The sequence below is a fragment of the Aeromonas sp. S15(2024) genome, from assembly GCF_041402265.1.
Classification (GTDB): domain Bacteria; phylum Pseudomonadota; class Gammaproteobacteria; order Enterobacterales; family Aeromonadaceae; genus Aeromonas; species Aeromonas dhakensis.
In genome coordinates this window covers 39810-53148 of sequence record NZ_JBGLQY010000004.1, presented here as the reverse complement: position 1 = coordinate 53148, position 13339 = coordinate 39810, and the positions used below count along the sequence as shown (strand labels likewise).

At 57.6% G+C, this 13339-nt stretch carries 13 protein-coding genes and 1 riboswitch; all 13 genes read right to left on the bottom strand.

All coding sequences use genetic code 11. The features are described 5' to 3' along the window. Window positions 1-2: 2 nt before the first annotated feature. The 13 genes from lfiI to lfiM all read right to left on the bottom strand — a co-directional run bounded on the left by lfiI (window position 3) and on the right by lfiM (window position 13200). Entirely contained in the window at window positions 3-1334 is a 1332-nt protein-coding gene (gene lfiI, locus ACB033_RS10730) for a lateral flagellar FliI-like assembly ATPase LfiI (RefSeq protein WP_139397680.1), read from the bottom strand. Further along, window positions 1327-2019, bottom strand: coding sequence for a lateral flagellar assembly protein FliH (gene lfiH / locus ACB033_RS10725; RefSeq protein WP_139397679.1), 693 nt, complete (start codon window positions 2017-2019; stop codon window positions 1327-1329). Before lfiH ends, lfiI begins: the two co-directional genes overlap by 8 nt. 12 nt (window positions 2020-2031) lie before the next feature. Continuing rightward, complete coding sequence (gene fliGL, locus ACB033_RS10720; protein ID WP_005305826.1) at window positions 2032-3060, bottom strand: lateral flagellar motor switch protein FliGL; 1029 nt, start codon at window positions 3058-3060, stop codon at window positions 2032-2034. Then, window positions 3047-4789 (bottom strand): lateral flagellar M-ring protein FliFL, encoded by a 1743-nt coding sequence (gene fliFL, locus ACB033_RS10715; RefSeq protein WP_099359814.1) that lies wholly within the window; start codon window positions 4787-4789, stop codon window positions 3047-3049. Before fliFL ends, fliGL begins: the two co-directional genes overlap by 14 nt. 17 nt (window positions 4790-4806) lie before the next feature. Further along, window positions 4807-5133 (bottom strand): lateral flagellar hook-basal body complex protein LfiE, encoded by a 327-nt coding sequence (gene lfiE / locus ACB033_RS10710; protein WP_017409393.1) that lies wholly within the window; start codon window positions 5131-5133, stop codon window positions 4807-4809. Between the two features lie 12 nt (window positions 5134-5145). Next, window positions 5146-6522, bottom strand: a complete 1377-nt coding sequence (lafK, locus tag ACB033_RS10705) for a lateral flagellar response regulator transcription factor LafK (RefSeq protein ID WP_139725703.1) — start codon at window positions 6520-6522, stop codon at window positions 5146-5148. Between the two features lie 138 nt (window positions 6523-6660). Beyond that, window positions 6661-6748: riboswitch (cyclic di-GMP riboswitch) on the bottom strand. 195 nt (window positions 6749-6943) lie between these two features. Beyond that, window positions 6944-9019 (bottom strand): lateral flagellar biosynthesis protein LfhA, encoded by a 2076-nt coding sequence (gene lfhA, locus ACB033_RS10700; protein WP_005305840.1) that lies wholly within the window; start codon window positions 9017-9019, stop codon window positions 6944-6946. A 3-nt stretch (window positions 9020-9022) separates the two neighbouring features. Continuing rightward, entirely contained in the window at window positions 9023-10159 is a 1137-nt protein-coding gene (flhB, locus tag ACB033_RS10695) for a flagellar biosynthesis protein FlhB (protein WP_005305844.1), read from the bottom strand. Next, window positions 10156-10938 carry a lateral flagellar biosynthetic protein LfiR gene (gene lfiR / locus ACB033_RS10690; RefSeq protein WP_005305847.1) on the bottom strand — a complete coding sequence of 261 codons (783 nt, stop codon included), beginning with the start codon at window positions 10936-10938 and terminating at the stop codon, window positions 10156-10158. The genes flhB and lfiR overlap by 4 nt, the downstream gene beginning before the upstream one ends. Next, window positions 10935-11204, bottom strand: a complete 270-nt coding sequence (gene lfiQ / locus ACB033_RS10685) for a lateral flagellar biosynthetic protein LfiQ (RefSeq protein ID WP_005305849.1) — start codon at window positions 11202-11204, stop codon at window positions 10935-10937. Before lfiQ ends, lfiR begins: the two co-directional genes overlap by 4 nt. 1 nt (window position 11205) lies before the next feature. After that, window positions 11206-11940, bottom strand: a complete 735-nt coding sequence (gene fliP, locus ACB033_RS10680; RefSeq protein WP_005305852.1) for a flagellar type III secretion system pore protein FliP — start codon at window positions 11938-11940, stop codon at window positions 11206-11208. Beyond that, entirely contained in the window at window positions 11940-12317 is a 378-nt protein-coding gene (gene lfiN / locus ACB033_RS10675) for a lateral flagellar motor switch protein LfiN (RefSeq protein WP_005305855.1), read from the bottom strand. The genes fliP and lfiN overlap by 1 nt, the downstream gene beginning before the upstream one ends. A gap of 7 nt (window positions 12318-12324) precedes the next feature. Next, complete coding sequence (gene lfiM, locus ACB033_RS10670; protein ID WP_371140513.1) at window positions 12325-13200, bottom strand: lateral flagellar motor switch protein LfiM; 876 nt, start codon at window positions 13198-13200, stop codon at window positions 12325-12327. Window positions 13201-13339 lie beyond the last annotated feature (139 nt).

Sequence of the window (13339 nt, the reverse complement as noted above, 5' to 3'; positions counted from 1 at the left end):
CCTTATTGCCTTCCGAGCACTTGTCTGAGCCCGGCGGTGACCTGGGCGAGGGGGGTCTCTTCGTGGATGCCTTGCTGCAGGAAGGCGGCGATGGCTGGATAACGCTGCACGGCTTCATCCATCTGGGGATCGGCGCCAGGCTGATAGCCACCTAGCGGTAGCAGCTCACGTACCTGCTGATAACGGCCCCACAGTTGCCGCAGCGTGACGGCCAGTTGCTGCCACTCGGCAGGCACCACTTGCGGCATGACCCGGCTGACCGAGGCACCAATGTCGATGGCAGGATAGTGACCTTCCTCCGCCAGTCTGCGGGTCAACACTATGTGACCATCCAGAATGGCACGGGCCGAATCCACCACGGGATCCTGCTGATCATCCCCCTCCGCCAGCACCGTATAGAAGGCGCTCAGAGAGCCATCCGGGTGCGTACCATTACCGGCTCGCTCCACCAGCTGGGTCAGCATGCTGAATACCGATGGCGGATAACCTCGAGTCGCGGGAGGTTCCCCTATTGCCAGTGCTATTTCACGCTGGGCCTGGGCATAGCGAGTCAGAGAGTCCATCAACAGCAACACATCCTGACCCTGCTCACGAAAGTACTCGGCGATACGGTGGCACAGCTGAGCCGCCCGCAGCCGCATCAGCGGTGACTGGTCTGCTGGCGCAGCTATCACCACGGCGCGAGCCAGCCCCTCCGCCCCCAGGCTGTGCTCGATGAACTCGCGCACCTCCCGTCCCCGCTCACCAATCAGGCCGACGACGACTATCTGGGCGGTGGTATTGCGGGTCATCATGCCGAGCAGCATACTCTTGCCGACCCCTGAGCCCGCAAACAGGCCCAGCCGCTGTCCCTTGCCGACGGTCAGCAGGCCATTGATGGCGCGGATACCGACATCCAGCGGCTCGCGAACCGGTGTACGCAGCAAGGGGTTCGGAGGGGAACAGAACAGCGCCACATGCTCCCCCTCATCACGCAGCGGCCGGCCATCCAGTGGCTGCAGCAGACCATCTACGACTCGACCCAGCAGGTGTTCACCGACCCGAATCGTCTCTTCCCCGTCGATGGGCAGCACCCGGGCACCGGCATAGAGACCACCCATCTGTTGCAACGGCATCAGATAGGAGACATCACGGTTGAAGCCCACCACTTCAGCCAGCAATGGCGTGCCTGTCGCAGTATCGACCCGGCAACGCTGACCCATCACCAGCTGGCAACCCACCACCTCCAGCGTCAACCCCGTCACCCGCACCAGCCGACCATAGCGGCGAAAGCCGGGGACATAGTCAAAGCTGTCCAGCGCCGATGTGAGCGCCTGTTGCAGGGCCTCATGCATCCTGGGACAATTCCAGTGTGCTGTTGAGCTGCTTCATACAGGCAGCAAGACGTTCGCTCGTGTTGACCTCTATGACCGCCGCTCGGGTTTCCAGGCGCGCATCGCCTATGCCCAGAGCCGGGTCCACCTGCAATGGCCACCCCTCGCAGCGGGTCACCCCCTGCTCTGCCAGTCGCTGCCGATCCCCTTCGCTGAGATAGATCACCAGCTCTTCCGAGGTGGCAGGCTGGCTCGCCAATGCCTGTTCTACCTGTTTGAGTACCTGTTGCGGATTGAGCGTAAATTCGGCCTGGATCACCCGCTTCGCCACCTGGGCAACCAGCTGGGCAACCAGTTCCTTCTGTTCCTGCATTCGACTGCGGGTCAGGGACTCCCACTGCGCCTGCAATTTGGCAAACGGCACCATGGCCTGATCGAAAGAGGCTCGCCCTTCCGCCAGCCCCTGGGCAAACCCGCGGGTTTGCCCTTGTTGCAGCCCCTTGGCTTCCCCTTCCACCAGACCGCTGGTCAGGCCCTGCTGGTACCCTGACTGATACCCTTCGTCGTGGCCTTGTTCCAGCCCCTGCTGATAGCCGAATTCGAATTGTTCCTGCTGGCTCTGTGCCTCTTCTCCACTCTGTCCCAACGACGGGAAACGGTAGAGACGGGTGGCTCCCGCCGCCAACTTGCGCACACTGTGGTTCATGGACGCCTCCTGTTAATTGACGGTGGGTTCTTCGAATAGCTGGAATTCGACTTCGCCCTGCTCCACCAATTCGCGAACCAGCTGCATCACCTCTTCGCGGGCCTGTTCGACCTTGCGCAAGGAGACGCTGCCCTGTCCCTGGATTTGGGCTTCCAACGCCTGCGCCATCCGCTTCGGCATGGCGCCCAGCACCACCTTGCGGAAGCTGGCCTCGGTATTTTTCAGTGCCAGCGCCAGCAGATCGCTTGGCAGCTCCTGCACCAGACGCTGCAGTGTTTCGTCGGTCTGACGGCGCAACGCCATGAAATCGAACATGTTTTTCTCGATTTCCAGCGCCATGTCGCCATCGTGTTCGCGCAGCAGAGAGAGCATCTGCTCCTTGTCGCCCTGATAGCGGTTCAGAATATCCGCCACCTGGCGCACCCCGTTGACCTTGGCTCCCGACTGATCGGCAACGTAAGCCAGACAACGGTCCAGGGTCAGACGCAGTTCTCCCAGCACGTGTTCGCTGACGCTGTTGAGACTGGCGACACGAACCAGCAGATCGTCGTGCACCGAACCCGGCAGAGCATCCAGCACGGCGGATGCCGTCTGCGGGGGTAGGAAAGCCAGCAATACGGCCTGCATCTGAGGATGTTCATTGCGGAAGAAACGGGCAAGCACCTCGGCGGGCACCCACTGCAAACGCTGGATGTCCTGGCTCATCACATCGCCATAGAGGCTGTCGAGCAGACTGCGGGAGAGGCGCTGACCCAGCGCCAGATCCAGCGTCTGTTCCAGATACTCGCGTGAGGCGCTGCCGATGCCGCTCTGCTCACGGTACTGGTTGAAGAACTGTTGCAGCGTCCACTTGGCCTCCATCGAACTGACCCCCGACAGGCCAGCCATTTTGGAGATAAGTCGTTGCACCTCATCACGGGACAACTTTTGCATCACCTTGGCGGCGGCCTCGGTCCCCATGCTCAGCAGCAGAATCGCGGCCTTCTCCAGGTTGTCGATGTCGATATCGACGGCGTTTTGGTTCAGGTTAACGTTGTTCATTGCCACTCACCCATGATCTGACCACTTCCGCAACACGCGCCGTGTCTTTTTCCACCAGCAGTTGCAGGTGTTTGAGCTGTACTTCTAGTTCGGAGCCCGGCTCTGGCAAAGCCTCCAGATCCAGCGAGGAGAACTGCGGCTCCATCTGGTTGTCAGAGCGAATCAAACCATTGCCCATCGCGGGGGCAGCCAAAGCGGCATCATCATCCCGGCGCATGGAAAGACCCACTGTCGGTTCCAGCTGTTCATCCTGCTCCTCGGTCGCGGTTTCCTCAGGCAACTGCTGGGTACGCACCAGATGTTTGACCAGCGGTCTGATGCCGAAGAACACCAGTGTAAGGCCAAGCAGGCCGCCCACCAGATAACGCAGAGAGTCCTGCCAATACGGGGTTTCCCACCAACTCGACTCGGGCGGGGCGATCGGCACGGCACCGGTAAAATCGAATACCTGCAGGCTGATCTGATCGCCACGGGTATCGTCAAATCCCACCGAACGTTCCACCATCTGCCGGATCTGCTCCAGCTGCTGCTCATTCCAGCCGCCCTTGGGGGCACTCTGCTGGTTCAGCAAAATGGAGACGTTCATCTTCTCCAAACGACCCTGCTGGTAGCGGGTATGCACTATGGTGCGGCTGTTTTCGTACTGCTTGTTGACCTCTTGGCGCTCGGTGCGAGAGTCGTTCTTCTGGGCTTCTGCACTTGCAGCCCCCTGATTCTGAGCCGGCTGCTCGCTCTTGGGGGTCGTTTCGGGCGGGCGATTGGACAAGGCACCGGGGATCCCCAATGCCAGTGCATCGATGGTTTTATCCGACTTGCTGGACTCCTTGGTGACCACGCCCTGTGGATCCAGCTGTTGCTGGGTCTCTTCTACCGCATTGAAGTTCACGTCGGCAGCAATCTGTACCCTGAAGTTACCCGTGCCCAGCATGGGATAGAGCATGTCACTGGCACGCTGACGGATGTACTGTTCAAGCTTGCGCACATACTCCATCTGCTGCACGCTCTGCTTGCCAAAGCCTGCCTTGTCTCCCAGTTCGGCACTGAGCAGCTGACCCGCCTGATCCACTATGGTTACTGCCCCCGGCTTCATGCCGGATATGCTGCCAGCAACCAGGTTGGCGATCGCTTCGACCTGCCCCGGCTCCATGGCCTGGCCAGGCTGCAGATCCAGCATGACGGACGCACTGGGCTTCTCTTCATCCCGTCCGACGAACAGCGTCCGCTTGGGGATCGCCAGATGCACCCGGGCACTGCGCACCGCATCCAGTGAAATGATGGTTCTCGCCAGCTCCCCTTCCAGCGCATGCCGGTAACGGGCTCCCTCCATGAACTCACTGGTCCCCAGGCCCGTCACATTGTCCAGCCCTTCCAGACCGGCGGGCATGGCGGCCCTCACCCCTCTGGCCGCCAGCGCCATGCGCACATGGGCCAGCTGATTTTCCGGCACCAGGATCTGGCCGGAGCTCTTCTCCAGCCTGAATGGGACCTGCTCTTTTTCCAACATCTCCATGATGTTGGCGGTGTCATACAACTCCTGTTTGCCGTACAAGGGCACGTAGTTCTTGCTGGAAGTCCACAGGATCACCACGATGGTTCCCGCCACGATGGCGGCAAGCAACGCTATGGTCAGGATGGATTTGTTGTCGCGGGACAGACTGCGCCAGTTGCGCAAGCCCTCCTGGACGCGTGTTCTGAAGGAATCCGCAGCCCCTTGCGGGGACGTTACCAGTTCAGTCATCACTTACCTCAGAGTGGCATACGCATAATGTCGTCGAAACCGGTCATCAGCTTGTTCCTTACCTGCATGAGGGCAGAAAAACTGAGTCCCGCTTTCTGGCTGGCGACCATGGCACCAACCAGATCGTCGCTCTGACCCGCATCCACGGCAGTCATCAGCCGTGAGGCGATATTTTGCTGCTCGTTGACCCGGCCAACGACGTCGCGCATGGCATCACCGAATGATACGTTCGAGACATCATTCGATTCGATAACAGGGGTTTGGCTGGCGACTCGCTGCATCTCCTGCATCTGCTGCAAGAGCGTCACCTGTGATGACATCATTTCAATCTTCACTCGGTTTATCCCTTAGTTTTGAAGCTGCTGTTCAATATCTATGCCCTGCTCACGCATGGCCGCCAGCTTGTATCTCAGTGCCCGGGTCGTCATCCCAAGGGCTTCAGCCGTGCGGGTCCGATGGCCGCGAAAGCGGCGCAAGGTCTCTAGTACAAATTGAAATTCTGCGTAGCGTCGAGTCTCACTCAGCCCTTCCGGGGCGGAAAGCACTTCCGGCAACGCATCGTCGGATTCAATGGTGTAACTGGGCAGCATCAAATCGACGGCCTGAATATGCAATCCGCGAGCCATGATTAATGAACGTTGTATGACATTGTCCAACTCCCTGACATTGCCGGGCCAGCCGTATGTCAGCAGTTGCTTGCGCGCATTTTCACTGAGGCGATAGCCCTGCTGCGGGGCATGCAGTTCAATGAAGTATTCCGCCAGCGGCAGAATGTCGTCGGGACGCTCCCGCAGCGCGGGCCAGTTCATGGGCAGCACATCCAGACGGTAGAACAGATCTTCCCGGAACTGACCAGCGACAACGAGAGTACGCAGATCCTTGTTGCTGGCGGCAATGATCCGTACATCCAAAGCGATGGTCTGGTGACTACCAAGCCGTTCGACCTCCCGTTCCTGCAAGACCCGCAGCAGTTTGGCCTGCAGCGGTAACGGCAATTCAGAGATCTCGTCAAGCAGCAGAGTCCCCCCCTGAGCCTGCTCGAATTTGCCGGCCTGGGCTCCCGTTGCGCCGGTGAACGCCCCCTTGTTGTGGCCAAACAGGATGGACTCGAGCATAGATTCAGGAATGGCGGCACAGTTGATGGCAACGAATGGTCGGCCAGCCCGGCTGGACATGTCGTGGATGTAGCGGGCCAGTCGTTCCTTGCCAGTACCGGACTCCCCACCGATGAGGATGGTGGCGGATGTCTTGGCTGCACGACGTGCCAGTTGCAGCACTTGCAGGCTCATGGCAGAGACCGCGATGAGATTCGGAATGGACTGGCGCAGACGCAGCGCCCCCTTTACCGCATCCACCATCTGCCGACCACCGAAAGGCTTGATGATGTAGTCGATGGCCCCCGCCCGCATGGCTTCTGCAGCAAGATAGGCCTGATGTTCATTGACCAGAACCATGCAATCGATACCACTGAAGTCATGCACCAATTGCGGGCCTGCCTCGGTCATGACATCCATATCAAGCAGGATCAGGTCAACTGAATTATCCGCGAGAATTACTTTTGACTTTTTAATCGAGTCAACGCAGGAGATGTTATAGCCTTGCGCTAACAATATTTCCGCAATATCGTTTCCATTTGATAACGAAGTGCCAATCAATAACAAATGAGGGACACTCTCAATACCGATTGGCCTTGAGTTTTTCTTGTTAGATAAATCCGAAAGCATAAGAACCCGAACCCGTGATTGTGGACAAACCAATCAACAGAACTGATGTGTCAAAAATAAAAGCGCACCACGCCCAAAAAAGCGCCGAAAAAGCGTCTACAAGTGGGTTATTGATGGTATCAAGGCGGTAACAATGGCCTTGGTAACCCCGCTATCATTAGCATTCCTGCTATTAGACCGGAGGCTTTGCGTCCTGACTTTTCAGTTCAGTTTGCCTTTATCATGCGACTGCCCGTATTGGGACAAGACAGCTCAACTTATTGACGAAGAGCTGCATAGCACATGTGAATTGTTATATTTGTTATTAATCTTCAACGTCGTTGCGTCAAAAACAGTCACATCATAGCGGCTTCTAATGACAATTCAAGTAGATATGCGGAATATCATCTTCCCGTCACTTCATTAACATGGCAATTCTGCTTCAGCCTAATGTACCAATAACTTCCACCCGTAAATCTTCCGGGATTTCATTATAAGAGAGCACTTTGAGACCTTTCGAAAATGAGCGGGCATAACGTGCCATCAGGGGACGCAGTTGCGGCATCACCACCAACACGGGGGCATGCCCCTGCTGTTGCAGCTGTTCCTTCACCAGCGGCATGTTTTGCTGCAACTGGGCCAGAAGCTGAGGGTCGACAGGGAAGCTGTCCAGCTGGATCTTCCCCTGTTGCTGTGACTGGTTCATGGCCGCCAGCAGGGTTTGCTCCAGACGGTCATCCAGTGTAAACGTCGCCAGCACATCCCGACTGCCGATCGCCTGCCTCACAATCTGGCGCTTGAGCGCGCAGCGCACATCCGATGCCAGCAAGACAGGATCCTTGGTCAGCTCGCTCGCATCCAGCAGGGTGGTGGCGATGGTCCGGATATCGGTCAGGCTGACCTGCTCCTTGAGCAGTTGACGAAAAACTCGCAACTGCTGCATCTGGGTCAACGCCAGGTTTAGCTCTTCCGACAGACGGGGAGACTGGCTGGCCAGATACTGTCCCAACTTGCCGACTTCATCGTGACCAAACAAGTTATCCAGCTGCTCCCTCAGCAGCTTGCTGGCATGCGTTGCAATAACGGTCGCCGAGTCCACCACCGAGTAGCCCAAATTCAGCGCCTTGGCCTTGTTCTCCGGCGAAATCCAGACAGCACTCATCCCATAGGCTGGATCCTGGGTCAATTCTCCATCCAGGGCCCCATAGGTTTCACCACTGCTGATCGCCATCAGTCTCTGGCAATCAACATTGCCGCTCGCCAACCCCACACCTGACAGCTTGATCCGGTATTGATCCGGCTGCAGTTGCAGGTTGTCGCGTACCCGGATTTCCGGCAACAGGAAGCCATACTGCTCAGAAAGCGTCTTGCGAATACCCCGCACCCGCGCCAACAACTCAGCCCCCTTGTCTGCTTCAGCCAAAGGGACCAATCGGTAGCCAAGCTCGATGGCAACTGTATCCACGGGTGGCAGATCCTGCCACTCAAGGCCCTGCGGCTCCGGTTGCACCATCTGACGCGTCAGCTCATGTGCTGCCTCCAGGTCGGGCTGACTGACCTGCCGCTTGCTCACGCTCCAGCCTGCCCAGGCCAATACGGCCGCAAAGCTGAGGAATGCCACCATAGGCATACCGGGTACCAGGCCCAGGATCAGCATGATGGCTGCCGCCGTGTAGATTACCCGCGGCGATGCCAGGATCTGTTGGCCCACCTGATCCGACATCTCCCCTTCGTCGCTGACCCGGGTCACGATGATGGCCGCAGCCGTGGACATCAGCAGGGAAGGGATCTGGGCAACAAGACCATCACCGATAGTGAGCAGTGCATAGCTCTGGAACGCTTCCGAAACAGGCAGAGAATGCTGGAAAATACCGATGGCCAGACCTCCCACCAGATTGATGATGAGTACCAGCAAACCAGCGATGGCATCACCGCGTACGAATTTGGACGCACCGTCCATGGCGCCGTAGAAGTCGGCTTCCCTGGCGATTTCGTCCCGTCTTGCCCTTGCCTGATGCTGATCCATGGTGCCGGCATTGAGATCGGCATCGATCGCCATCTGTTTGCCCGGCATGGCATCCAGGGTGAAACGGGCCGATACCTCGGAGATCCGCTCCCCCCCCTTGGTGATCACCACGAAGTTGATGATCATCAGGATCACGAATACCACCAGGCCGACGACATAGTTGCCACCGATCACCACCTCACCGAAGGCCTGGATGACCTTGCCCGCCGCCTCGTGCCCCTCATGACCATGCAGCAACACTACCCGGGTCGAGGCAACGTTGAGCGACAATCGCATCAAGGTCGCAACCAGCAGGACGGTCGGGAAGACGGAAAAATCGAGTGGCCGACGAGCCGACACGGAGACCAGCAGAACCAGCACGGCCAACACAATGTTGAACGTAAACAGGGTATCCAGCAGCCAACCCGGCAGAGGCAGGATCATCATGGCCAGAATGGCCAAGAGCATCATGGGGATCGCGGTATAGGATTGGGTCAATACACGCCAGTTCACAACTTACCTCTCAGGTTGACGTAACTCGGGCGGCACATACAGGGGAGCAAGGGGGGTAGGTTTCTTTCCCTTGCCGGCTGCATAGGCCCGCAACTGCAATACATGGTTCAGCACATAGGCGACAGCGGTATAAAGGCCCGCCGGGACCTCCTGATCCACCCGTGTAGAGTAATAAATGGCCCGGGTCAGCTCCGGCAGGCTCATGATCATCTTGTCGTGCTGTTTTGCGACCTGGCGGATCCGCTCCGCCATACCGTCGACCCCTTTGGCAATCACATAAGGGGCATTGGCACGCGCCGGATCATACTTGATGGCCACCGCATAGTGGGTCGGGTTGACGATGATGACATCCGCCTGCGGCACACGCTGTTCAATCCGCGCTCTGGCTAGCATTCCCTGAACCTGACGGATCTTGGCCTTTATCTCGGGCCGGCCTTCACTATTCTTGTGTTCATCCTTGACCTCCTGCTTGGTCATGCGCAGCTGCTTGTTCAACGACCAGCGCTGATAGGGTACGTCCAGCACGGCTATCAGCATCTGCACGGAACCAAGCAAAATGAATGCCTGCGAAAGAATGCGCAGCGCCTGCTCCATCGCAGCCTGGGGAGGCATACGGTTCATCATCATCAGCAAGGGCCACTGGTGCTGCAACATCAGGGCCAGCGTCGAACCAATCAGCAGGATCTTGAGTACCGACTTCAGCAGCTCCATCATGCTGTGAGACGAGAACATCCGTTTGAGCCCTTTGAGCGGATTGATTTTTTCCGCACTGGGCAATAGTTTCTTCCAGGTCAGCACCATGCCCCCCGGAACAATACTGAGCAGCACCAGCAGCAGGGCGAGAAAACCGAACAGGGGCAGCAGTACCCACAACATGCTGAGCAAGGATTCAGCCGTCCAGTGGATCATCATCTGAGGCTCCCGGGCCCCCTGCCAGTCGAAACGCTGGGGACGTTTCATCAACTCGGCAAAGAAGTTGCCAAAGCTTGGCACCATCCATTGCATGGCGAGCCCCCCCAGCAACAGCAGTCCGGCCGAACTCAGCTCCTTTGAGCGCGCAATTTGCCCCTCTTCCCGTGCCTTGCGCAGTTTCTGGGAAGAGGCCTCTTCGGTCTTGTCCTGAGCGCTGTTCTGACTCATGAGGGTGTCAATGCCTTGAGCTGTTCCAGTACATAGGTCACCAGATCAAGGTAACGAGCCGGCACGCCGCTGATGGAAATGGCCATGGTCAGCAGGCCCAGCAGCAGCGTCATGGGAAAGCCTAGCGAGAAGATATTCAGGGAAGGGGCGGTTCTGTTCATCACCCCGAAGGTAAGGTTGACCATCAACATGGCAACCACGGCTGGCAGAGTCAGGATCAGGGCGGCTCCGATACTCCAGCCAAACAGACCGATGACGCCTTTCATGTCCAGCAGGTCGAGCGAAGAGCCGGGCGGCCAGCTCCGCAGACTCTGCACCAGCACATCCAGCGTGACCAGATGGCCGTTCAGGCCGAGAAACAGCAATGAGCAGAAGATAAGCATCAGCTGGCTAACGATGGGGGCCGTATCTCCATTGCTGGGATCATTCATCACTGCCATCGCCAGACCCATCTGCATGGAGAGGATCTGACCGGCCATGGTCATGATCATAAACAACATCTGGACACAAAGTCCGAATAGCAACCCGAACAACAGTTGCTCTATGGTCAGCACCAGTGCGCCCGTGCTGAATGGGTCGACCACTGGCATGCCCTTGAGCATGGGTGCCAGCAGCAGGCTGATGATGAAAGCAAAAAGCAGACGGACCTGGGGTGGCAACCGACCATCACCGAAGATGGGCATCACCCAGAAGGCGGTAGCGATCCGGATAAACGGCCACCACCACTGCCCCAACCAGGCCGTCAGGTCGGCTGCGCTGAGGGACAGCAGAGAATTCATCCGATTAGTCCGGGTATCTTCAAAAACAGATCGTGGAACAGGGTAGTGATTTGGGAGAGCAGCCAGTTTCCGGTAAAGATGAGCGTCATCAGAGTCACCAGAAAACGGGGCAAAAAGCTGAGGGTCTGCTCCTGGATCTGCGTTGCAGCCTGGAACACACTGACAATGAGACCGATGATGAGGCCCGGAACAATCAGCACCGACACCATCACTACGACCAGGTTGACGGCACCGCCAACCAGCGCAACGCTCTGTTCCGGCGTCATGTCAGCCTCCCCCACCAAAGCTGGCAGCCAGCGTACCGACCGTCATCGACCAGCCATCCACCAGCACGAACACCATCAGTTTGAATGGCAACGAAATGATCAGAGGGGACAACATCATCATCCCCATGGCCATCAGCACGCTGGCCACCACCAGATCGATCACCAGAAAGGGGATAAACAACATGAAGCCAATCTGAAATGCCGTATTCAGCTCGCTCAGCACAAACGCCGGCAACAATACACCAAACGGGACGTCGGCTTTGCTGAGGGTGGTGGGCTCACCGGAAATGCGCAGCATCTGCTCCAGATCCGGCTCCCGGGTCTGAGCCAGCATAAAGTGGCGCAACGGTTTTTCGGCGCGCGCCAGCCCTTCCGACAAGGTGATTTCATTCTGGTCGTAGGGAACAAACGCGTTCTGATACATGTCGGTCCATACCGGGCGCATGATCACCAGCGTCAGGATCAGGCTGATGCCGATCAGAACCCTATTGGGAGGACTCTGCTGCAGTCCCATCGCCTGCCGCAAGATCGCCAACACTATGATGATCCTGGTAAAGCTGGTCATCATCAACAACAGCGTCGGCAACAACCCCAACAGGGTCATGAAGAAGAGGATCTGCAACTTGATGTTGTAGTCCTCTCCTCCTTCAGCCCCCGGCATCACCGAGAACAACGTCATATCCGCCCCCCAACTGGGCAGCGAAAACAACAGCAGGACAAGCAGCAACCGGCGCATCAGTCGTCCATGCCACCCAGCAGATTGGTGTCGATCACATCCACCAGGCGCAAGCCATATTTGCCATTGACCACGACAACTTCGCCTTTGGCCAGCAGCCGGCCGTTGACCCGAACATCCAGCGGCTCGCCCGCCAGTTTGTCCAGCTCAATCACAGCCCCCTCTTCCACTCGCATCAGATCGCCCAGAGGCACTTCGGTACTGGCTACCTCGAGGGTTACCTTGACCGGGATCTGGCGGAAGAAGGAAAGGTCCCGCTGCTTGCTGTTGCTGGTCGGTGCCATGTAGTCGGCTGCGCTGGGCATGCTGATATCGTCACTAAACAATTGATCCAGTCCATCCAGATCCAGCGGGTCATTCATATTGTGCTCGTTCATGATGTGATTATTCCTCTACAACAGTCGCGACCTGATACACCAGGCTGCCTTTATGTTCAGCGACTCGTCCGCTAAAGCAGGGACGATTACCAATCAGGGCCGGAACGACTTCCGGCAGATCCAGCGAGAGCACATCGCCCACCTTGAGGCACTCCAGATCCGCCAGGGTCATGGACATCTGCCCCATTACCACACGCAGACGTACCGGAACATGCGTCAGCACCTGCTCAAGCGCGCCATCCTGCAGCTCATGCCCGGCCGCGGGGCCAGAGTTCTCGGTCGGCGGCACCAGCCAGAGCTGCCAGCCATGTGCAAAACTGCCAACCGTGAGGCTGGCTTCAGACATCCATAGCCGTGATTGCGGCAATGCATCCCTGGTAATGAGAGTCAGCTGCCAGCCAAGATCACCCAATCCGAGACATGAGGACCAGATATCGACCTGGTATTGGCAAAGACGCAGCATCAGACGCTGCTCGGTATCGGTCAGCCCTTTACCATGGGAGGGAGCCTCGCTCTGGTCGCGCAAGGCACCACCGAAAAAGAGCACGGCCAGGCGATATATAACGGCAGGAGAAATGGAGAAATAGGCAACCCGTTGTACGTCGAGCGCACTGCGCGCTTCCACCCACAGCAGACCATCGTCTTGCACGTGCGAGGCCACAGTCGTAAATTCTTGATAACTCAGTTCGCAATCGGCGCTATTGAACAACTGCGCCATACAGCCTGCCGCTTGCAGAGAAAAGGTACCCAGCTGAGCGTTGATCTGCTTGAGCCGCTCCTGGTCAGCCCGTTCGACGCCAAGCAAGTCATAATGAGGAAGAGTTTTGCCCCGCTGTGCACAGAACAACCGGGAAGGTGTGAGCATTACGCCGCTTGATGACATTCAAAATCCACCTTAGCCATTTTTATCTCGCCTTACAGCCACAGAGACATCCATCAGGCCAGCTATGTGATCGGTACAAATAACCCAGCCGACTTATAGCGACCAGAATGGGCGAGAACTTTATTACAAAACCCTAAAA

Excerpts from the sequence above, each read along its gene's own strand:
- fliP (WP_005305852.1), bottom strand. The coding sequence starts at position 11,940 with ATGCGCCGGTTGCTGCTTGTCCTGCTGTTGTTTTCGCTGCCCAGTTGG.
- lfiQ (WP_005305849.1), bottom strand. The coding sequence starts at position 11,204 with ATGACGCCGGAACAGAGCGTTGCGCTGGTTGGCGGTGCCGTCAACCTG.
- lfiM (WP_371140513.1), bottom strand. The coding sequence starts at position 13,200 with ATGTCATCAAGCGGCGTAATGCTCACACCTTCCCGGTTGTTCTGTGCA.
- lfiR (WP_005305847.1), bottom strand. The coding sequence starts at position 10,938 with ATGAATTCTCTGCTGTCCCTCAGCGCAGCCGACCTGACGGCCTGGTTG.
- lfiI (WP_139397680.1), bottom strand. The coding sequence starts at position 1,334 with ATGCATGAGGCCCTGCAACAGGCGCTCACATCGGCGCTGGACAGCTTT.
- lfiH (WP_139397679.1), bottom strand. The coding sequence starts at position 2,019 with ATGAACCACAGTGTGCGCAAGTTGGCGGCGGGAGCCACCCGTCTCTAC.
- lfiN (WP_005305855.1), bottom strand. The coding sequence starts at position 12,317 with ATGAACGAGCACAATATGAATGACCCGCTGGATCTGGATGGACTGGAT.
- lafK (WP_139725703.1), bottom strand. The coding sequence starts at position 6,522 with ATGCTTTCGGATTTATCTAACAAGAAAAACTCAAGGCCAATCGGTATT.
- fliGL (WP_005305826.1), bottom strand. The coding sequence starts at position 3,060 with ATGAACAACGTTAACCTGAACCAAAACGCCGTCGATATCGACATCGAC.
- flhB (WP_005305844.1), bottom strand. The coding sequence starts at position 10,159 with ATGAGTCAGAACAGCGCTCAGGACAAGACCGAAGAGGCCTCTTCCCAG.